A 20,996-nucleotide genomic window follows, 5' to 3' on the forward strand; every position below is an offset into this window, starting at 1 on the left:
GCTTGTAGAATCACAAAGTCAATAGTTTAAAGTACAATTTCTTTAAATTTTATCTATTTTTAACATTTTTACAATTTTTCAAAACGTATTTTCATTCTATATAGTACATCCATGTACGGTATACGAAAATCGCCGCAGTTTTTACCTGCGGCGACTTTTAAAAAGCGACTAGAATCGCGGGCGCGAAATGCGCCGATTACCACATTTTGTCGAACTTCTTGCGGTTCTTTTCTTCGTCCTTCTTTTCCTGAACGATAGCGTCGATAACGGCAGCCACCGTGAGGTTGAAGATATCGTGCACGGAGGCGTCAGAGTCGGTGAAATGCACCGGCTTGTTCAGGCCCATCTGCACAGGACCGATCGATTCGCCCACGCCCATTTCGAGGAGCATTTTGCAAGTGGTATTTGCAGAAGAGAGGCACGGGAAGATGAGTGTATTGACGGTCTGGCCCTTGAGCTTGTTGAACGGATACTTGGTATCGCGAAGATCCTTGTCGAGAGCCACGTTCACCTGCATTTCGCCATCGAGAGCATAATCCGGATACTGTTCGTGAATCGTCTTCACGGCAGCGCGAACCTTATTCACAGTGCCACGAGCGGCTTCCTTGTCAGAACCGAAGTTCGCGTAGCTAAGCATCGCCATCACCGGTTCGTGAGCGAAGAAGCGGACTGCGTCGTGCGTGAGCTTCACGATATCGACGAGCGTATCAGCATCCGGGTCGCGGTTCACGAGCGTATCGGCAAGGAAGAACGTTCCCTTCTTGGTGCTGAGGATATGCATGGCACCGAAGTGCTTGTATTCCGGACGGATACCGATAATTTCCTTCGCAAGTTCAATCGTTTCGGAGTACTTGGAGTAGCCACCCGAAATCAACGCATCGGCATCGCCGACCTTCACCATCATCATACCGAAGTGGTTCGGTTCGAACATGTCGTCGCGGGCTTCTTCGAAGGTCACGCCGTTACGACCATTTTCTTCGGCATAGATTTCAGCATACTTGCGACGGCGTTCGAATTCTTCCGGAGAACGCGGGTTCACTATCTTGATGCCCGTAAGGTCGAGCTGTTCGCGCTGGGCGATAATTTGGATGCGTTCCGGGTTGCCAAGCATAATCGGGTGAGCAACGCCTTCGGCCTTGGCCTGCACGGCAGCCTTGAGCATGTTGAGGTTGCTTTCGGCAAACACGACACGCTTCGGATTGCTACGGGCGGTATCGCTGAACTGACGGATGAGCTTATTGTCATAGCCCATCATGTCGCGAAGGCGATCGTAGTAAGCATCCCAATCCGTAATCGGCTTGCGGGCCACGCCACTTTCGATAGCGGCCTTAGCCACAGCGATAGAAACTTCCGTGAGGAGGCGCGGGTCGAGCGGCTTCGGAATCAAGTATTCCTTGCCGAACGTGAAGCGCTGTGCGTTGTAGGCAATGTTCACCACATCCGGAACCGGCTTGTGAGCGAGAGCGGCGATAGCGCGCACTGCAGCATGCTTCATGTGTTCGTTGATCGTCGTTGCACGAACGTCAAGAGCGCCACGGAAAATGTACGGGAAACCGATAACGTTGTTCACCTGGTTCGGATAGTCACTGCGGCCCGTTGCAAAAATCAGGTCGCCACGACTTGCCATGGCTTCTTCGTAGCTGATTTCGGGGTTCGGGTTAGCAAGAGCGAAAACGATTGGCTGGTCGGCCATGCTGCGGACCATCTCGCGAGTAAGGACGTTAGCCTTGGAGAGGCCGACGAACACATCTGCGCCCTTCATGGCATCTTCAAGCGTTTCGATGTCGGTGCGGTCGGTTGCAAAGAAAGCCTTAGCTTCAGTGAGGCCCTTGCGGTCCTTGCGAATAACGCCCTTGCTATCGCACATCACAAGATTTTCTTTCTTGAGACCGAGAGACAAGTAGAGGCGCGTGCAAGCGCAAGCGGCAGCGCCAGCGCCATTCACGACCATCTTCACGTTGCGAATGCTCTTGCCAGCAACTTCGATAGCGTTCAAGAGACCTGCGGAAGAAATGATTGCCGTACCATGTTGGTCATCGTGCATCACAGGGATATCGAGTTCGGCCTTGAGAGCGTCTTCAATTTCGAAGCATTCCGGAGCCTTGATATCTTCGAGGTTGATGCCGCCAAACGTCGGGGCAATACCCTTCACGATTTCGATGAACTTCTTCGGGTCCTTTTCGTTGATTTCAATGTCGAACACATCAATGCCCGCATAAATCTTGAAAAGCAAAGCCTTGCCTTCCATCACCGGTTTACCAGCGAGCGCACCAATGTCGCCGAGGCCAAGCACTGCCGTACCGTTACTGATCACAGCGACGAGGTTTCCCTTGCCCGTGTATTCATAAGCGAGGTTCTGGTCTTTTTCGATTTCAAGACACGGTGAAGCCACGCCCGGCGTGTATGCAAGGCCCAAGTCCGTCTGCGTGCTGTGCGGCTTGGTGGGCACGATTTCGATCTTGCCCGGCTTGCCCATGGAATGGTATTGGAGAGCCATTTCCTTTAAGTCTTTTCCCATTTCGTTCTCCTGTGAGTCATAACTTTTTTCAAAACGCAAATTTAGAAAAATTTACATAACAATAAAAGGGTGTTTTTTGACGTAAAAAAGCCTGTTTAGTCTATTTATTACTATCGTTGTAGCTTGAAAATCAAATCAAAGAATTAAAAAACGCGAAGTAAGCGAAAAATAAAGGTAGCGCACCAAAAATATATATAATTGGCGCACTAGATTTACAAAAAATGAAACAGACGATTGAACAAACAGTACTCGAAAACGGAATCACCATTTTAACCGATTACATGCCGCACGCCTACTCCGCAGCCGTGGGCGTCTGGATTCCGCGAGGGAGCCGCCACGAAGCCAAAGACGAATTCGGGCTCAGCCATTTTTACGAGCATCTCGTTTTTAAAGGAACAGAAAACCGCACCGCACTCGAAATCGCGCACGCCATCGAAGACCGCGGTGGGAATCTCGAAGCGTACACCACACGCCAAGAAACGGGCTTTTACGCGCAAGTCGAAAGCGGCGACGTGCCGCTCGCTATAGACGTCATCTCGGACATGCTCATGCATCCGCGCTTCGACAAAAAAGAAATGGAAAAAGAGCGCCATGTCATCATCGAGGAAGTCCATAGTTACGACGACATTCCCGAGGAACTCGTAGGCGACATTTTCAACGCCATCCATTTCAAGGGTTGTGGCATCGCACATTCCATCACCGGAAACGTGAAGCAGGTGCAATCACTCACGCGCAAGCAAATGCTCAAGTACGGGCACCAAGTCACCGACGAAATTCCGCTATACGTTTTTGCATCAGGCAAAGTGAACCACAATGAGCTAGTAGAACTTTGTGCACAAAAATTCGAACAAAAAAAGATTAACGGTTTTACGCCCGACGATATTTACACTTCCAAAAGCAGGGTAAAAATCGTACAGAAAAGCGACATCACGCAATCGAACCTTTTCTGGGGACTTAGCTTTGACCGTTCCCTCATGAGCGACCGTGACCGCTGCGCATTTTCAATTTTCAACGTGGCGATGGGAGCCGGCATGGCAAGCAGGCTCTTCCAGAAAATCCGCGAAGACAAAGGCCTCGCCTACTCCGTCTATTCCACAGCCGACCTTTACAAAGACTGCGTGGACTGGGGTGTCGCCCTTGCAACCGAACCGCACCAGCTCAAGACCGCCCTTGCGCTCTCCGTCGCCGAAGTCAAGAAATTCCTGCGCCACGGGTTCATCAAAGACGAGTTCGAACGCACCAAGACGAACATCCTCGGCGGGCTCCACCTCGGCGCCGACAGCCCCGAAAAGCGTATCATCCGCATGGCAGAGCAAACGCTCCACCTTGGAGAATTCCACACGATGGACGATGTCGAAAAGAAAATCCACGCCATCACCGAAGACGAAGTCCTCGCCACCATCAACCGTCTTTTCAGCACAGCGAAATACTCCATCGCCGTTGTCGAACCCAAGAGCAAAAAGAAGACCGTGTTGGACGTGGATTTGTTTTAGGGGGTAGTGGTTAGGACAAAAGATGCCACCACGCAACCTTGTACGTCATTGCGAGCCGATATGTTTACGTTATCGCTAGCCAACGCGTTCACGTCATTGCGAGGAGGGTTCCGACGAAGCAATCTATGCATTCGTCGTTCATTCGCACAAAAAAGCGCCCCGCCTTTTCGGGCGGAGCGCAATTTCTCGCGTTTTTTGCTTAGTCAGGACTTAAGCAGCCTTCACGATTTCGACGACCTTAGCAAAAGCTGCCGGATCGGCGACGGCCAAGTCAGCGAGAACCTTGCGGTTCATGTTGATGTTAGCCTTGGAAAGCTTGTAAATGAACTGGCTATAGCTGATGCCGAATTCACGAACAGCAGCGTTCAAGCGAGTGATCCACAGAGAGCGGAAATCACCCTTCTTGTCGCGGCGGTGTGCATAGGCATACTGACCAGCGTGGGCAACGGCGTCAATAGCAAGGCGAAGGTTCGACTTGCGGCGGCCATAGTAACCCTTGGCGGCCTTGAGGATTTTTTTGCGGCGTTCGCGGGAAGGAACTCTAGTTTTTGCGCGTGGCATTCTTACTCTCCTTATGCTACTACAAGCAGACGCTTGACGTGATAGGTATCGACTTTCTTAACGAGAGCGCCCTTACGAAGGTTACGCTTACGCTTAGTGTTCATCTTAGCTTGAATGTGGCGCATACCAGCGCGCTTGAACTTGACATGGCCGGAACCAGTCACGCGGAAGCGCTTCTTAGCACCGCTGTGAGTTTTCATTTTAGGCATTTTTACCTCGTAGGTTTAAAGTTAAGCCTCACCTGCTGCCTTTGGCTCGGTTACGGGCTTCGGTGCCTGGTCTTGTTTCTTACCGGCACCACGTTTCGGACCGTAGATAGAAAGCATCGTGTTGCCTTCCACCCGCGAATCCATTTCCAAATCGCCAAACGGGGCCAAGTCTTCCTTGGCGCGTTCCATCAGGCGCTTGCCGTAGTCCATGTGCGCCATTTCGCGTCCACGGAACTGCATGATAAGTTTCACCTTCATACCGTCCTGCAAGAACTCGCCAGCCTGCTTGATACGGTACTGGTAGTCGTTCTCGGCAGTCTTCGGGTGCATCTTGATTTCCTTGAGCTTCACCACGTGCTGCTTAGCCTTAGCAGCCTTAGCCTTCTTCAGTTGTTCGAACTTGTACTTGCCGTAGTTGATGATGCGGCAGACAGGCGGCTTAGCGTTCGGGGAGACTTCCACAAGGTCCAGTCCGGCGTCTTTCGCCATCTGCAATGCCTTGCTCGTCTCGATGATGATAGCTTCGCCATCTTCTTTCACGAGACGGATCGGAGAGATATGGATATCTTCGTTGGTACGGGTCCCATCGCTGGGACGGTTGGGCATGCGACGATCGCGCGGATTAGGGAACAAGTATGCTACCTCTGATATGATTGTTTTGTTTATGCGAGCGTAAATTTAGAATTTTTTTCATATTTTTCCAACAACTTTTTTTATAACCCCTTTAAAAACTGCAATATTTTTGTATAATTGTCATGCTCGCGGCGGTAGCTCAATGGTAGAGCCTTAGCCTTCCAAGCTAATGGTTGCCGGTTCGATCCCGGTCCGCCGCTCTTAGACCTCTCTTTCGAGAGGTCTTTTTTTGTTCCAACCTCCCTTTCGGGAGGCCTTTCTTATTTCCACGTGATCTTCAACTTGCGTTTAGCGTTCGCACAATCGGTCAAATACGAATCCATCAGCACCTGATACGGAATGCCAAGTTCTTCGGCCATATTCTTGAAATAGTCGATCGTTTCAACGTTCAGCCTTATTGTAATTTGTTTCTTAAGAACTTTGGCATACGGGTTCTTCACCGCCTTCATTTTTGAAAAATCATATTCTTTCTTCATAAGCAATCTCCTTTTCTCGCGTTCCAATAATATTGAAATTCCTTTTTCGTTGCTTTCCGGGCACTGATTATACGATTCACCAACACATCGGGATTCAAGCCATTCCATTCAGTAAAGATGACAACTAGTGTTCTTAAACAAGACGACAACCCAATAAGAATAGACCTATCTTCCTGAGCTGAATGCTCCACATCAAAGAACACCCTCGCATATTCATCTTCAAAGCAAGTTTTAGCCTCCTCAAACGAAACATCATGCTTCTTTTGATTAATCGCATTTTTCTTTTCATCCCACGCGAATTCTATTTGCATATAGTACTCCGCGCTATAATTATAATATAATTATTAAATTTTAAATAAGCAACTTTAGCTTTATCACAAGCACAAACTTTAATCATTAGAAAGTTCCCTTTTTACGGACCGCGCCGTAACGCAGCAGAGAACACACTTCTCCACCACTTTATATACACGCTTTTTCGTGCTATTTGGCCCGCTATTTTTTTGTAAAATTTTTCACAGAAAAAAAAACTCCAGCTTCACGAGCCAGAGTTTTTTTTTCAATTCAACAGTATCCTTAGCAAGTCACTTTTTCAAATTTCAATTATTCATCATCCTTGACGCAACGGACAAAAGCACTCTGATACTTCAACCATCTACCAATGTACACACTTTTGCTATAGTAATTCAATTCCATAGAATAAGCAAACTCTTCTGACGGAATGGGATACCTACGGTCATAAGCCGTAACCTCACAGGAATCCGAGCTCCAAAAAATAGCAGATTCCGTACTATTCAAGTTTTTTCTCAAATCAAGCACGGAATCAACATTCGAAGCCCCGCCCACAGCATCCATCAACGTTTCAAACTCTCTTACCGAAGGAAGATGCCAACCGGAAGGGCAAGAATTCAGAGCAGAAGACCAACCATAGAAACCGTCATCGCGTTCATAAGTGAGATTTTCAGCCATCCACCATTGACTTCCAATTTCTACGGTTTTATACGTTTTTCCGTCGCGATCATCCGTCAAAGATACATATGGGATCGATGAAGAAACAGATGAGCACACCTTCGTCGTTCTGTCATTACCACCGCCGTCCTTACAGGTAGCCTTTGCCGCACTGTATGCCATTTCCACACCGGCATCAGATTCCATATTGTACATGAAATAAGTCTTGGAGTTAACAGAACCATCCCCATTTTTGATGGTCAGAATCAGATCCCGGCCATCGGCCTTGTAAGTGTATTCAACATCTTTGCCAAACGCATCCTTGCGCACAAAGTGCCAGGTATTAATATTTTGCAAGACCATTGCATCGCAAGCAGGCAGAAGAACACAAGTCCGACCGGCCTCCACCGTTTCTTGCGACGGTGAAAAATCATCCACCTGCGAAGCAGAATTACCGTCATCACAAGCGATAAAAACCATTGTCGAGAAGATTGCGGATAAAACAAGCAAACGAGTATAATTCATAAAGTCACTCCAACTCAAAACTTTTGTCAACAAATGTACAAAATAGCGAAGTGCCAGAAAAGTATTTCAAGATTTTTAGTCATTAGTCATTGGTTCATACAATCACCAACTACAAGACATTACTGTATCCTATTACAAACGTAGATACAGGAAATAATAGTTTCCCTCCCTTCGGTCGAGAATGACGAGATCAGACCAAAAACAACAAACCACAGTATACAGCCATTTAGCATAAAAATAGACTTTAAACTTTCCGGGAACTTTTTAAATTTGGAATTGAAAAGAAAGGGTTAATATGTTTTTTGAACAAGCCATCGCTCACAACCTCCCGAATTACACGAAGGAATCCGATTCCGCTTACGGCGAGACTCTTGCCCCGCTCGACTACAAAGACGAGCTCAAGGTCAAGAACGCCGCTATCCGCGAATTCTGGGAAGTGAACCGCCTTGCCCGTGGCCCGCAGCCGATTGTGGCTAGCCCGATGCCACGCAATTACCGCACCACGTCCAAGCGCCAAGTCGAAATGAAGCCGGGCGATTTGCGTTTTAACGAATACGATAGCATCTTGGAGCCCGAAGAACACAACGCCATTTACCGTTTGCTGTTCGACAAGCTCATCACGCCGGCGTACAAGCCGCTCGCCTACGCGCTCAACTGGATTATCATCCGTGGCACGTACAAGTATCGCGTCGTGATTTTCAACGTGAAAAAGCTGGACGCAAGTATCGTCCGCAAGCTGAAGCAAATTGCTGAAGTTTTGCAGCAGAGCCCGTACCACGTGACGGCAGCACACACTTACGTCGATACCACGGAATCGAACTACTATCTCGAAGCGAAGCGCCCGACGGACACGCTCAATTTCAAGCAGCTTTACGGTCCGCGTGAACTTTCGCTCGACCTCGGCCATTTTAGGCTCAAGTACCCGGTGACGGGATTCAGCCAGATCAACGAAAGCCAAATCCACAACCTCATCAAGTCCGCAAGCCGCCTTCTCGGTCTCGAAAAGGGCGACCATTTCTTGGACCTTTATTGTGGTTACGGTTTGTTCAGCTTTGCGCTCGGCGAAGCCGCCAAATCCGTGCTCGGCGTAGAATGGGAAGGCCCGTCCATCGATTGTGCCAAGGCTTCCGCAAGATTCTTGAAGAAGAACTACAAGTTCATCGCAGGTAAGATCGACGAAACATTTGTGCAAATGCGACTCCCGCGGCCAATCCCAGGCGAACCGGAACGCATCCTTTTGGACCCGCCGCGCAAGGGAACCGAACCAGGTGTCATCCGCGCTCTCGCCATGCGCAAGCCAGTCCGTGTTTTGCACATTTTCTGCGGTACCGACGAAATTCCGGATGCACTTGCTGAATGGGAACGTTTTGGCTACCGCGTCAAGGAAGTGTTGCCACTCGACCTGTTCCCGGGTACGCCTCACCTCGAAACGCTCGTGGCACTTGAGAGAAAGTGACACTCTGTGTCATCCTCGAAGCGAAGCGTAGGGGATCCATAATTTCTCGATAGTCACTTGTCAAAGAATCTAGTTAATCAAGCGTTTTCAAGAAGGCGTCAAGCCTTGCAGTGAACTGAGCCGCCCCAAGATAGCTCAAGTGATTGGGATTATAGGCCATCGCGTCGGTATAGTCGTGATGGCCATCTTTGTATTCATCGATTTCCATTGGAATAATTACGCCTCAAAAACGCTTCCATAATTATCCACGAAAGATTCTATCTTTTAAGGGGGGTATATTAAATATGGCAACATCAAACGAAAAACCGGCACTTTGGACAAGAAATTTTACGACATGCGCCGCAGCAAATTTCTTGCTTTTCTTTAGTTTTTACCAATTATTACCGATTCTCCCGCTGTACATCATCGAAAAGTTCCAAACCGACAACGCCACCGCGGGCATCATCATTTCGCTTTACACGATTGGCGCACTCGCTTGCAGGCCTTTCGCCGGATTTCTCGTGGATACATTCAGCCGTAAGCCGTTATACTTTTGGACATTTTTTGCATTCACGTTGTGCTTTCTCGGCTACAAGACTGTAGGACTTTTACCCATTCTCGCTGTAGTACGTTTTGCACACGGGCTTTTCTTTGGTATTTCTACAACAGCAAGCAATACCGTTGCCATTGACGCACTGCCCGCTAGTCGCCGAGGCGAAGGCATCGGGTACTTCGGGATTAGCGTGAATTTAGCCTTCGCCACCGGTCCCATGACCGGCATGTTTCTTTACGAAGCATTCGGCGACGGAATCGTTTTCGCAATTTCTACCGCTCTTTGCATTATCGGGCTTGTGCTTGTGCAAACACTCAAAGTGAAGCCCCGCGAAAAAAAACAATGCGCACCGCTTTCGCTTGACCGATTTTTCCTTACCCGCGCGGTTCCGCAATTTGCAAACTTCATTTTCGTTGGATTCGCCTACGGGCCCGTCACAAACTACATCGCCATTTACGCAAACGAGCTAGGCATCAGCGGCACAGGATGGTTTTATGCGCTTATTGCTACAGGGCTCATCATGAACCGCATCATGACCGGACGACTCATCGATCGCGGCTATTTGATCCACCTTGTCGGCATAGGCATGACGCTGAACGTTATCGCCTACTTCATCCTTGCCTTTAGCCACGGTCCCATAACATTTTTCTTGTCCGCATTCCTTATCGGTACAAGCCTCGGGCTCATCTTCCCTGGTTATCAGACCATGTGCGTAAATCTCGCCCGCCACGACCAACGCGGTACCGCAAACAGCACGTACCTTAGCGGCTGGGACATCGGCATTGGAGCCGGAATTCTCGTGGGAGGCGCCATGGCAAACCACTTCGGCATGCACCAGCAAGTGTTTTTCACCTGCGGCATCGCTCTCGTCATTGCCGACATCATGTACCTCGCGTACACGGCAAAGCACTACTTAAAGAATAAACTTGAGGGGTGATTTTTAGAACTTAGAACTTAGTTATTTGCAGTCATTCTAAGTTCTAAGAGCGTAGCGAGCTAAACTCTGCCAACTGCACCGAAGGTGCTACGCCAGGCGTTTGTCTTCGTACATCTTTTTATCGGCGTTGACCATGCTTTCCTTAAAGCTATCGGGGCGCCCATCCCATCGGGCAAAACCCATGCTAGCCTCAATCGTGTACGAACGGGAACCATTCTCTTTTTCCACTTCTTCTTGCAGACAATCCTTAATCTTTTTCACAACTTCATCCGGAACATCCGTTTGAGCGATCATCAAAAATTCATCGCCACCATAGCGGCAAAGGAACATCGAATAACTCAACTGTTCGCATGCTTTCTTTAACGCCTGCGAAACAAGAACTAGCGCACGGTCGCCTTCGGCATGGCCATAAGTATCGTTAATCTGCTTAAAGTGGTCCACATCCACCATAATCACAAAGGAATCTTTTTCCTCGCGCTGCTGGAGCAAAAAATCATGCAAGCGATTGCGGTTGTTGAGCATTGTCAACGAGTCCGTCGATATCAACTGGTTCTGCAAATGCAGGTAGACAAACAAAATAATGAATGTACACCAGAAGCAGAACAACGGCGTAGTCAAGGCAAAGAACACTTGCGCGCCACCAGCAATCAAAACGCCCGGCGTGTAAGAAGCCACAATCAAATAAGTCCGAAAATTTGGCTGATTCTGCACCTCTCGTGCACGGATAACTCCGCGAATAGTCGCCGTTATCCAATAAAGCATCGGCATAATGGCCAAAAGCATATAATAAAGGTCACATGGTTCCAGTTTATCATTCAACCAAAAATCTGGAGCCACAATAAACGAGACAAGCAAAATAAGAGCCTGTGCAATAATTGGGATTAGCAATTTTACTTGGAGGTGTTCAATTTGTTTGCGAGTCATATCCGGCCGCGTACTGATTTCGGCAAACAAGAAACAACTATACGCAACCACCGGCAATATAACGACATTACTGTAATTTACCAACAAAACACTAAACGTATTTTTCGGCAAAACACCATCGTTCACAAACGCCCACATGGAATCGCTAATAAAATAGATAATATGCCAAAGTATCAATTTTTGGAAAAGAGGGTATTTCAGTAACGGAGTCGGGAGTTTTTTGATGCTATAAAACAAGAGCATCAATACACTGACGCACCCAAAATTGACTTCCGTATAAAAACCAAAAATACTCATAACTAGTAAAATACTCTTTTTCCTCAAAAGTGTTCAAAAATTCGCTATTTATTCTACAATAATAAGAATTTGGTCACAACTCCGCACCGCACGTCCTAAACGTTGCATATACAATCAAAACAAATCAAAATTTAATTTAAAACACCAAAATTTTTCTATTTTACATAATTTTTGTTGCATAAAGATATTGCTTTTTCGCAAAATTCAGCTTATATTTAGTTAAAATGAAAGCTATTATTGAATACTCCGACTTTCGCAAATACATGCGCGATTTCTACGAAGAACGCAAACTTCGCCATGTTTTTTCGTGGAGAGAATTTTCCAAAGCCGCCGGTTTTACATCGTCATCATACATGAAAGTCGTCTGCGACGGGAAAAGCAAATTGAGTCGAATCGGCGTCGAACGCACCGGTCAAGCCATGGGACTTGTCGGTTTCGAAATGGACTACTTCAGGGCAATGGTCAACTTCGGGCAAGAAACCGATGAAGCCAAAAAGAAAGCCGCCTACGAAGAAATGCTTTCCATTGCAAAGATTCACAAAGTCAGAGTCATCGAAGGTGAACTTTTCAAGTTCTACGAAACTTGGAAAAATCCTGTTTTGAGGGAGCTAGCCCCGTTAATGCCGGGAGCAACTCCAGGCGAAATCGCCAAAAAATGCTACATGGACATTTCCGCCAACGATGTCAAAGAAGCCCTCGATTTCTTGACAAAAGCGGGATTCATCAAAAAGACCAGCGAGAACACGTTCGTTCAAACGGAAACTTCCATCAAGGGGTCACCCGAAGCGACCAAGCTAGCCATCCGCGATATGCACCGCGAAATGGCGAAAATTGCAGCAAGCTCGCTCGACCTCGCCAAAACAGAAAGGAACTTCAGCGGAGTCACCATGGGCATTTCCAAGGACTCTTATGAACAGATCGTAAAGGAACTTGACGAATGCCGCCGAAAAATCATAAGCATTGCTGCCGGGGACAAAAACATCGACCAAGTTTATAGATTAAATTTACAGTTATTCCCTCTCACGCGGAAAGTCAAGGAGAATGGCAATGATTAATCTATTCAAAAAAATTTCGACCATAGGTACAACCGCTATCGCGGTATTTTGCTCATTTGCCTGCTCCGACAAAGTTGCCGGAACCGCCGAAGAACCAAACCAGTTCGCCTACGGGAATTCCTCTTCGTCCGAAGAAATCGATGCACCAAACGACAACCCATCACCCTCAAGTAGTTCAGGATTCCCAGTTCCAATCACCCAAAGTTCCTCATCAACAAAAGAAGGCAATGGAACATTAGATCCTATTCCAATAACATTCTCCTCAAGTAGCGCCTTGGACTCAGCAAATGGAAGAGGTGGATTAGGGCATGATGGTCAAACCGGCACATGCACCTCTGCCGATGGACAAACCAATCTTTGCAATGAAACCGAAACATCAAAGCGTTCTCTCGAAGACTATCTCAAAATGTACGGCGTAACGGAGGCTGTATTCGACACAAGCGTACTTGCATACAACAAGACTTTTATTTCTAGTCGAGATACCGCCGAAAACGCCAATATCGCAGAACTCAGAACTCTCGGGCTACACAAAATCACTAACGAAAACGCCGTTGGCCTAACCCATCTTTTCTACGAAACGACCTGGTTCATGGGCGGAAAAGTTTACGGAAAAGACGGTTCAGTTTCATTCCAAACTGACGGTTGTCCGCTTTACATATTGAACATCGTCGATACATCGCCTGCTATACACGTGCTCACCAGCATTACAAAAGACACGATTACCATCGCGGACTTTTACGACAACTGCGATTACGAGCGTCGTCCATTTGACATGCATGTAGGATACCTGTTCGAATACTGCGGCGAGCTTTCCGAAAGCCCCAACATTGAAAGGACATTCACGCTCAAAGAATCCATGAAATGCGGTTCAGTCGAGTACGATGAATTCATCAATAAAAAGCCGACAATCCGGCAATGATCAGTCGCTAAAGTAACCGCGGAGATTGTAAATCAAGTTAACCGAAATTCGGCCTGCTTCGGAAAAGGACTCGTTCAAAGTCCAGTCGTAGCGCAACATCAAGGATAGCCAATGAGCCTTGGAATCAGATGCAACTAAGTTGTATCCGATATCACCACCCATATACCAACCTTCATACGTCCTATCATGGCCCCAGCCCCAGACAACATCCACAAAGACACCCTTTTTCTGCGAGAATCTGTGTATAGATTCAAACGACCACCGAGACTGCGTTTTGCCCATCGTCCCCGCATAATCTAGGCCCACAAGCCAAGAGTGATAATCAGAAAAGCCCCACACAAGATCGAAGCGGAAATTCGGATACCACTTGTCGTAAAGATCCTTGCTGCCTGCAGCTACTTCCAATCCACCATAATCCGAAAGATAACACAAAATATCAAATGTAAGACCGATAAAAAAGCCAGCGACAGAGTTCGCTTCTCTTGTTGCACGGCACCTCGCTTCGTGGGTATCGGCGTAATTCACCACTTCGGTATTTGAATCTATGGGCTCCACACCCATTTCCATAACCTTGCTCGTCACCATATAAACCATGGATCGCAAATTTTCGTCAGACGAGAACTTTTTATGAGCCGCCTTGATAACCTTGGAGCCCTCCATGCGAATCATCCCCAGCCAATAAGCATCTTTCAACTTCACTAGGAACATTTTAAGATTCACCTTACCGTAATCATCGGAAAGTCTATATCCAAGTTGTTCAATTGCTAATTCCGCTCTTTGGGAGGCAATACTTGCGACATGGTCATCTATATCGACAAACACGGGATTCAAAAAAATTACTTCGGACGGATTTTCGCTTTTATAAATTTTGGAGGCGTATCCAAAAGATTTCGTAAGCATCGTTTCCACAGCATCGTCGACATCATCCACTTCCGCCACTGTAACAGAATCAGTTTCGATTTGACCATCCGGCAAAAACTTTTTCATCCGAATAAAATGCATTACAGGCCCAGATGACGAAAAAGAAACACCTACATTTTGAATATCCAAACGAGGAACATACCCCAATTCCGCCAAATAGACCGAAGCCATCGCCTTGAGCTTTTTCGCCGAAAGGTCGCGCAGACCGCGGCTATCGCCTTCAATCACCTGAACTTCCGTCGCACATGCATACGCGACGAAGAGTATAAGCAAAGTAAAAATACGAGAAAAAAAAGACATGGGGCAAATGTAGAAAAAGAGATTGGAGAAGACGCTCACTTCGTTTCGCTTGCTCATCATCTTCCCTCTCTCAATACAAAAGAAGCTTTCTCTCTCAATACGAGAGAGACTTTTTCCTCTCTCAAGGAGAGAGACTTTCCCTCTCTCAATACGAGAGAGAGTTTTTTCCTCTCTCAAGGAGAGAGAGTTTTTTCCCTCTCTCAATACGAGAGAGAGTTTTTTCCTCTCTCAAGGAGAGAGAGTTTTTTCCCTCTCTCAATACGAGAGAGGGATTAGACTGCAAGCTCACTTCGTTTCGCTTGCAGCCCTTCGGGTTGCGGCTACGCCGCAATCTCAAACTCGCCTGTGTTCGCTTCGCTCTCGGCGAGTTTGTCGAACCCTCTGCGAGGGTTCTCATCCACCCATTATTACACTTGAAACAAAAAGCGAAGCCTTACGGCTTCGCTTTTTGTTTCAAAGGAGAGAGAGGGATTCGAACCCTCGGTCCTGTGACAGACTCCGGATTTCGAGACCGGCCCATTCGACCACTCTGGCATCTCTCCGAGGTTTGCATAATATAGTATAATTCATTCAAACTGTCTATGTATAACTAATATTTCCAATAATCTTTTACCTCTTCTGTATTTTATCCCTTTTATACTTGCTACAAAACCTCCTTTTTTAGCATGTCGCCCCCAATTTTTTACCATATCGGTAACAAACGAACTATTCTTTTTCTTATTTCATCACGATACCTTTCAAAAACCTTTGATTTCAAATCTTTATTTTCTACATTTGGCGCACATTTCTAGGGGACCCAACAGACTTCAGGTTTATAAGTGCGAGTGCACTTCGGGGCTTATTGAATGCTCGGTAAGAGCTATGTGATGACGCGGCAAACGCCGCAGATGAAGTTTACGGATCCCGAAGGCGACTTATGGCAGAATATATTTCTAGCAATACGGAAGATCTGTACCCAGACAACAATTCCAACATGAAACTCGAAGCCGATGCGTTCCTGAACGCCATTGCAGGCGGCGCAGACGAAGACCAAGCTGACGAAGCGGCTTTCCTCGCGACAAATCCAGACGGAATCATCGTTGACGACAACGGCGAAGTTCTCAAGGCTGGTGCAGAATCCAAAATTTGCGAAGGCGAAAAGGTCGAATTTATCGACGATGACGATGAAGCGAGCGTTGCCGAAAAGGAGATGCCCGCTCATACTTCGACCAAGCTCAGCACAGAAGCCGGGCATGACACAACAGTGGCTGCAACTAGCTCAGCAAATTTAAATGAAGACTCTACAGACGAAGAAATCGGCGACGAATCCTTGGTAACATTCGATGATCTCGGTCTTTCTCCGGAAGTTCTCGAAGCGGTCAAGCTCGCCGGTTACGAAACACCCTCGCCCATCCAGGCCAAGGCCATTCCGGTTCTCTTGCAAGGCGTGAACCTCCTCGGTACTGCACAAACCGGTACTGGCAAGACGGCTGCATTCTCGCTCCCGCTCCTTTCGCGAATCAATTTCAACGGGCGCGAAACGTCCATGCTCGTACTCACGCCGACACGCGAACTTGCCATCCAAGTTTCCGATGCCATCCAGCAATACGCGGTCAAAATGTCGAACGTGACCGTTGTTCCGGTCTATGGTGGTCAAGACATATCCATCCAGCTGCGCGCCCTCAAGCGCAAGGCAAGTATCGTCGTTGCCACTCCGGGTCGCCTCATCGACCACATCAAGCGCGGTTCTATTTCGCTCGGAGCTGTCAAAGCCATTGTCCTCGACGAAGCTGACGAAATGCTCGACATGGGCTTTATGGAAGACGTGGAGACCATCCTCAAGGAAATCCCCGCCGACGCCCAGCGCGCCCTCTTTAGCGCCACCATGCCCGACAGCGTCAAGAAGATTATCGACCAGCACTTGGGCGAATACGAAGAAGCTCGCATCGAAGGCAAAACAACTACCGTCGAAAACATCCGCCAGCGTTTCTTGGCCGTGAAAAACGAACACAAAATCGAAGCGCTCGCCCGCGTTCTCGAAGGCGAAGAATTTGACGGCGTTTTGATTTTCGTGCGCACCAAGCAGAACACCACCGAAGTCGCAGAAAAGCTCGAAAGCCGCGGTTTCAATGTGGCCCCGCTCAACGGCGACCTCGCACAATCCATGCGCGAACGCACCATCAACCGTCTCAAGATGGGCAAGCTCGATATCGTCGTCGCAACAGACGTCGCCGCCCGCGGCATTGACGTAGACCGCATTTCGCTCGTGGTGAACTACGACATTCCTTACGACACCGAATCTTACGTGCACCGCATTGGCCGTACAGGCCGCGCAGGCCGTAGCGGAAATGCAATTCTCTTCGTGACACCGCGTGAACGTCGCATGCTCAAGATTATCGAGAAGGCAACCCGCCAGCCGATCGAAGCCATGGAAATGCCGACCTCAGAACAGATCAGCAAAAAACGCGTCGATGCATTCAAGGCTAAAGTGAAGAGTGTTGTGAGCTACGGTGAACTCGACCAGTTCAAGGAACTCGTACGCGCACTCGTTGCCGACGGTTCGATTAATTCGACAGGCTCATCAACCAGCTCACCGACCGACAACAGCAAGGTCACTGAGCATGCCGAAGTGACCGAAGAGAATGTTGCAATTCCGTTGACCGCCGAAGACATTGCCGCAGCCGTCATCAAGATGTACCAGAAAAAGCAGCCGCTCTTCCCGAACCTTCCGCCGCTCGAAGCCCCGAAGGAACGCCGCGAAAAAGTCCGCAGCGGCAGAGACTTCCTCGGCAATGGCGAAGATTTCGGCCTCAACAGCGAAGAACAAAAGCGCATGCGTAAGGAACGCAAGGAAGGCCTGAACGGCGTGGAAGAAGGATTCTTGCGCTATTACTTGGGCGTTGGCCGCATTGACCACGTCACCCCGCGCGACATTGTAGGTGCAATTGCCGGCGAAGCAAACATCAACAGCAGCAATATCGGCCGCATCAAGCTCTTCGACAAATTCAGCACCGTTGAATTGCCAGAAACGCTTCCGCAAGACGTTCTCGACATTTTGTCCGAAATGACCATTCGCGGGAACGACGCCCGCTTCCGCGTAATGACCGACGAACCGCCCGAGGGCCCCGCACCGGGAACAAGACCGCACGCGAGCCGCGAAGAACGCCGCAGCTTCCACAGAGACCGCAAGGGAGGCTTCCGCGACGAAGAACGCCGTGGCGGTTTCCGCAAAGACCGTGGAGAACGAGGCGAACGCAGCTTTGGCGACAAGCCTTTCGAAAACCGCAAAGCCCGCCGCGAACGCGAATTTGCCGACCGCAAACCGGGCAAATTCGAAGACAGGCCTTTCCGCAAAGATCACGACGAACGCAATTTCGGCGACAAGCCATTCCGCAAGACCCGCCGCTTCGGAAGACACTAAAATAAACTAAAACAAGTAAACGAACGGAATTCAGAACGAATACCGTTTTTTGTCTTTTGTAAAAAAATAATTTATTTATCATTTTTTTCTCTTCTATTATATATTCATATATAATCAAATAACATGTATTTTATACAAGGAGAAAACATGGCTACAAAAAAAACTAAAGAAGCAACTGTCGTTGACTTCAAAAGCTTCCAAAAAACAATTATAGGATATGTTTACGACGAAGAAACAAAAACGTATGAACGTTTAAAAAAATACCTAAAACAGCTTCAAGGCGATAAAGAATATCAAAATAGTCATTGGACAATAGGAGAACTAACTAAAGAAAGAGATAAAGAAGCGGGTATAAGAATAACCTCTGTAGTCACAGAAGCAATGTCGCTATTATTCAAGGAAAATCTTCCAGATTACTATAGCACGGCAAGAGACCTTTTTAGAGAAATTTCTCAAAGATACGCTCAACGAAGAGAACCCAAGCCTGGTGAAATTTATGAAGGTGATATAGTCAAATATTCACAACTATTATTAGAAAATAGTGTTAGGTATATCGCTAAAAAAACACTAGACAATAATTTAAGTATTCAAAAAAAAACAAAGGCAAATCTTCTTAATAAATTACAGGAACCAATTTCTGAAGAAAGTTGTGTAGCCATTTCAAACGCATTTATCAACTACATCGATACTATTGAAAAGGGACAATTAACTCTTGCAAAAGAAATTAGCAAAATCATGCCTGAAGGCATTGAACTCACCCCGATTAAAATCGAGAAAGTCGTCCCGCCTTATGTCGATGTCAAGATTCCAGTGCCGGAACCAAGAATTCCTCTTGATCCGAAAATTCCTATACCAGATCCGAGAATTCCGCTTGACCCGAAGATTCCTCTGCCAGATCCGAAGATTCCAATTCCAAGACCAGAAATCAAAATTCCTGGTCCATACTACAAGATTAAGGATCTCGAAATCAAGCTTGCCGAAGTGGAACGTATCCGCAAGTCTCTTCCCAAGAATGCCACCAAGGCCGAAAAAAAGGCTGCAGCAAATGCCGAACAGCAGATTAAGAACTTGCTGAAGGCTGCCAAGAGAGCAGAACCCAAAGCAGCCAAAAAAGCTGTTGCAAAAAAGGCAACCGTCAAAAAAACAGCAACGAAAAAAAAGTAAATGAGCATTACTCCGTTAAAAAACGGGTGTTTTAGCATTGTTACAACAGATGGGTGCACCGCAAGGTGTTCCCATTGTTTAATGAATTGCACCCCGCGCAAAAAGAACAAAGTACAATTTGAACAAATACAAAAATGCATTGATCAAATTGTGAAAAACTATAACACAAAACTCATTGTTTTTACAGGTGGCGAATCCACTTTACTCGGCGAAGACCTTATCCGCGCGATTCGTTATTGTACTCTTAATTTTTTAAGAACACGACTCGTCACGAATGCGCACTGGGCTACAAGTCTCGAAAGAGCCAAGCGCTACATCGAAAAATTCCGCAGCGTAGGCCTTTGCGAACTAGACATTAGTGTTGATGACTACCATGAACCATTTGTTCCATTGGAAAATATCCGCAATGTTTGGCAAGCGAGCAAAGGAGCCGGTTTCGATTCTGTTGTTCTAGCCAACAGCCACGGCAAGAATGACAAGATTACGCCTTCTTTTATCCAAGAGTTTCTAGGTGAAGAGATTCACGTTTCGACACCAAATTCAAGAGCTTATGGAAAAGAAGACGAAATAAAAACCCAAAATAAAACCATCTATCAAATTTATGAAAATACGCTCCAAAAAAGCGGTCGTGCAGAAACGCTCGACAAAAGTAAATTTGATGTCTTTGCCAACCGGGAAACTTTATCTTGCTGTTGTACCTGGGCCGTCAACGACCCTGTACTCTCGCCAATGGGGCATATATGGGCTTGCTGTGGCATTCCGTCAGACAACAATCCCATTCTAGATCTAGGAGATGCAAACAAGGAAAAAATTAAAACAATCTTTAACAGAGCTTCTAAAAACGTTTTCCTCAATGCAATTCATTATCTGGGTCCTTTATGGCTATGCAAATTTGTCGAAGAACATAGCAAAATCCGATTCAGCAAAGAGTTATGCGGAGTCTGTGAAATTTGCAGCGCTTTAACAAATAACAAAAAGGCAATTCAAGTTCTTCATGATAACGAAAAGGCCATAGCAGCCATAGTTCGTGCCAAAAAACTTGAAAAAAAAGAGAATTCTTAAATAAGAATTCCTAATAAAATTTCCCAAACTGTAGCCATACAATAAGGGCGACCCCAAAGGGCCGCCCTTTTCGTGTAACTAAAAGATCAACAACCAATAAAGAATAATGCAAAACTAGACAACAAAAGGAGAACGCCCCAGACCGTTTCCACAATCGGCCCCAATTTCTTGACTTCAATTTCTTTATTTTCCATGTTTCTATCCTCACAACCCGGGGCTTGCTAGTTCACCCGGCTACGTCCTATAATGTATAAATCCTATCATACTGAATAAACTACAAAAGACACTATTTCATGGACAAGTTATCAATGTAATAAATTGGAATATTTTAGAGATGCGCGGGGACGCGCGCGCCACCGGCACGTCAGTGCCGCCGCGACATCGCGCGGGCTGCACAGGATCGCGCCGGCGGCACAAAAAAAGAAAGGGCCCCCCGAGCGTTCCGCTCAGGGGGCTGCGAGCCATGGGCGGCCGGTACTGACCGGCCGTAATGGCGAGAGCGCAGCCGCCAGGCGGAGCGGTACGCATAAAAACGAAGAGGCCCCCTGCCGTCTTGGCAGGGGGCCTCGAGAATCCAGCGGCGACCTACTCTCCCGGACCCGAGGGCCAGGTACCATCGGCGATCTGAGGCTTAACTTCCGTGTTCGGGATGGGAACGGGTGTGACCCT

18 protein-coding genes, 2 tRNA genes and 1 rRNA gene are annotated in these 20,996 nt (G+C 47.3%); 9 read left to right on the forward strand and 12 right to left on the reverse strand.

Annotated elements, in window-relative coordinates:
* Window positions 1-196: 196 nt before the first annotated feature.
* Complete coding sequence (locus tag HUF13_RS08500) at window positions 197-2,518, reverse strand: NADP-dependent malic enzyme (RefSeq protein WP_173474733.1); 2,322 nt, start codon at window positions 2,516-2,518, stop codon at window positions 197-199.
* Between the two features lie 221 nt (window positions 2,519-2,739).
* On the opposite strand from HUF13_RS08500, the gene HUF13_RS08505 reads away from it, so the two are divergent.
* Entirely contained in the window at window positions 2,740-4,011 is a 1,272-nt protein-coding gene (locus HUF13_RS08505) for a pitrilysin family protein (RefSeq protein ID WP_173474734.1), read from the forward strand.
* A gap of 210 nt (window positions 4,012-4,221) precedes the next feature.
* On the opposite strand, the gene rplT is transcribed toward HUF13_RS08505, so the two are convergent.
* Genes rplT through infC form a run of 3 tightly spaced genes read right to left on the reverse strand, consistent with a single transcriptional unit; the run spans window position 4,222 to window position 5,387 of the window.
* Entirely contained in the window at window positions 4,222-4,572 is a 351-nt protein-coding gene (gene rplT, locus HUF13_RS08510) for a 50S ribosomal protein L20 (RefSeq protein ID WP_014545552.1), read from the reverse strand.
* Window positions 4,573-4,583: 11 nt separating this feature from the next.
* The gene (gene rpmI / locus HUF13_RS08515; RefSeq protein ID WP_014545553.1) at window positions 4,584-4,781 is read right to left on the reverse strand and encodes a 50S ribosomal protein L35; all 198 of its coding nucleotides are present in this window, start codon (window positions 4,779-4,781) and stop codon (window positions 4,584-4,586) included.
* A gap of 21 nt (window positions 4,782-4,802) precedes the next feature.
* Entirely contained in the window at window positions 4,803-5,387 is a 585-nt protein-coding gene (infC, locus tag HUF13_RS08520; protein ID WP_072828010.1) for a translation initiation factor IF-3, read from the reverse strand.
* 155 nt (window positions 5,388-5,542) lie between these two features.
* On the opposite strand from infC, the gene HUF13_RS08525 reads away from it, so the two are divergent.
* Window positions 5,543-5,614, forward strand: a tRNA-Gly gene (locus HUF13_RS08525).
* A 60-nt stretch (window positions 5,615-5,674) separates the two neighbouring features.
* Here the strand turns inward: HUF13_RS08525 and HUF13_RS08530 are convergent.
* The 3 genes from HUF13_RS08530 to HUF13_RS17300 all read right to left on the reverse strand — a co-directional run bounded on the left by HUF13_RS08530 (window position 5,675) and on the right by HUF13_RS17300 (window position 7,360).
* Window positions 5,675-5,890 (reverse strand): CopG family antitoxin, encoded by a 216-nt coding sequence (locus HUF13_RS08530; RefSeq protein WP_173462113.1) that lies wholly within the window; start codon window positions 5,888-5,890, stop codon window positions 5,675-5,677.
* Window positions 5,887-6,201 carry a BrnT family toxin gene (locus tag HUF13_RS08535; RefSeq protein ID WP_173474735.1) on the reverse strand — a complete coding sequence of 105 codons (315 nt, stop codon included), beginning with the start codon at window positions 6,199-6,201 and terminating at the stop codon, window positions 5,887-5,889. The genes HUF13_RS08530 and HUF13_RS08535 overlap by 4 nt, the downstream gene beginning before the upstream one ends.
* A gap of 289 nt (window positions 6,202-6,490) precedes the next feature.
* Window positions 6,491-7,360, reverse strand: coding sequence for an FISUMP domain-containing protein (locus HUF13_RS17300; RefSeq protein ID WP_304038979.1), 870 nt, complete (start codon window positions 7,358-7,360; stop codon window positions 6,491-6,493).
* Window positions 7,361-7,655: 295 nt separating this feature from the next.
* Here HUF13_RS17300 and HUF13_RS08545 point away from each other — a divergent pair, with 295 nt between their 5' ends.
* Entirely contained in the window at window positions 7,656-8,816 is a 1,161-nt protein-coding gene (locus tag HUF13_RS08545; protein WP_173474736.1) for a class I SAM-dependent RNA methyltransferase, read from the forward strand.
* Between the two features lie 73 nt (window positions 8,817-8,889).
* On the opposite strand, the gene HUF13_RS17305 is transcribed toward HUF13_RS08545, so the two are convergent.
* A complete protein-coding gene (locus HUF13_RS17305) occupies window positions 8,890-9,024 on the reverse strand; it encodes a hypothetical protein (protein ID WP_304038981.1) in 135 nt (44 codons plus the stop codon).
* A 76-nt stretch (window positions 9,025-9,100) separates the two neighbouring features.
* On the opposite strand from HUF13_RS17305, the gene HUF13_RS08550 reads away from it, so the two are divergent.
* On the forward strand, window positions 9,101-10,285 hold the full coding sequence (locus HUF13_RS08550) for an MFS transporter (RefSeq protein WP_173474737.1): 1,185 nt from the start codon (window positions 9,101-9,103) through the stop codon (window positions 10,283-10,285).
* 87 nt (window positions 10,286-10,372) lie between these two features.
* Here the strand turns inward: HUF13_RS08550 and HUF13_RS17310 are convergent, their stop codons facing one another.
* On the reverse strand, window positions 10,373-11,506 hold the full coding sequence (locus tag HUF13_RS17310; RefSeq protein WP_304038983.1) for a GGDEF domain-containing protein: 1,134 nt from the start codon (window positions 11,504-11,506) through the stop codon (window positions 10,373-10,375).
* A 224-nt stretch (window positions 11,507-11,730) separates the two neighbouring features.
* Between HUF13_RS17310 and HUF13_RS08560 the strand changes: the two genes are divergently transcribed.
* Both HUF13_RS08560 and HUF13_RS08565 read left to right on the forward strand, forming a co-directional pair.
* Window positions 11,731-12,561 carry a TIGR02147 family protein gene (locus HUF13_RS08560; RefSeq protein WP_173474738.1) on the forward strand — a complete coding sequence of 277 codons (831 nt, stop codon included), beginning with the start codon at window positions 11,731-11,733 and terminating at the stop codon, window positions 12,559-12,561.
* On the forward strand, window positions 12,554-13,480 hold the full coding sequence (locus HUF13_RS08565; protein WP_304038985.1) for a hypothetical protein: 927 nt from the start codon (window positions 12,554-12,556) through the stop codon (window positions 13,478-13,480). Before HUF13_RS08560 ends, HUF13_RS08565 begins: the two co-directional genes overlap by 8 nt.
* On the opposite strand, the gene HUF13_RS08570 is transcribed toward HUF13_RS08565, so the two are convergent.
* Both HUF13_RS08570 and HUF13_RS08575 read right to left on the reverse strand, forming a co-directional pair.
* The gene (locus HUF13_RS08570) at window positions 13,481-14,674 is read right to left on the reverse strand and encodes a hypothetical protein (protein WP_173474740.1); all 1,194 of its coding nucleotides are present in this window, start codon (window positions 14,672-14,674) and stop codon (window positions 13,481-13,483) included. It lies immediately after the preceding gene.
* A gap of 484 nt (window positions 14,675-15,158) precedes the next feature.
* Window positions 15,159-15,243, reverse strand: a tRNA-Ser gene (locus tag HUF13_RS08575).
* A 374-nt stretch (window positions 15,244-15,617) separates the two neighbouring features.
* Between HUF13_RS08575 and HUF13_RS08580 the strand changes: the two genes are divergently transcribed.
* The 3 genes from HUF13_RS08580 to HUF13_RS08590 all read left to right on the forward strand — a co-directional run bounded on the left by HUF13_RS08580 (window position 15,618) and on the right by HUF13_RS08590 (window position 20,327).
* On the forward strand, window positions 15,618-18,101 hold the full coding sequence (locus HUF13_RS08580; RefSeq protein WP_173474741.1) for a DEAD/DEAH box helicase: 2,484 nt from the start codon (window positions 15,618-15,620) through the stop codon (window positions 18,099-18,101).
* 147 nt (window positions 18,102-18,248) lie between these two features.
* On the forward strand, window positions 18,249-19,265 hold the full coding sequence (locus tag HUF13_RS08585; protein ID WP_173474742.1) for a hypothetical protein: 1,017 nt from the start codon (window positions 18,249-18,251) through the stop codon (window positions 19,263-19,265).
* Entirely contained in the window at window positions 19,266-20,327 is a 1,062-nt protein-coding gene (locus HUF13_RS08590; RefSeq protein WP_173474743.1) for a radical SAM protein, read from the forward strand.
* A gap of 572 nt (window positions 20,328-20,899) precedes the next feature.
* Here the strand turns inward: HUF13_RS08590 and rrf are convergent.
* Window positions 20,900-20,996: ribosomal RNA gene (gene rrf, locus HUF13_RS08595) — 5S ribosomal RNA — on the reverse strand; the annotation flags it as partial.

Source organism: Fibrobacter succinogenes (genome assembly GCF_902779965.1).
Taxonomy (GTDB): Bacteria; Fibrobacterota; Fibrobacteria; order Fibrobacterales; family Fibrobacteraceae; genus Fibrobacter; species Fibrobacter succinogenes_F.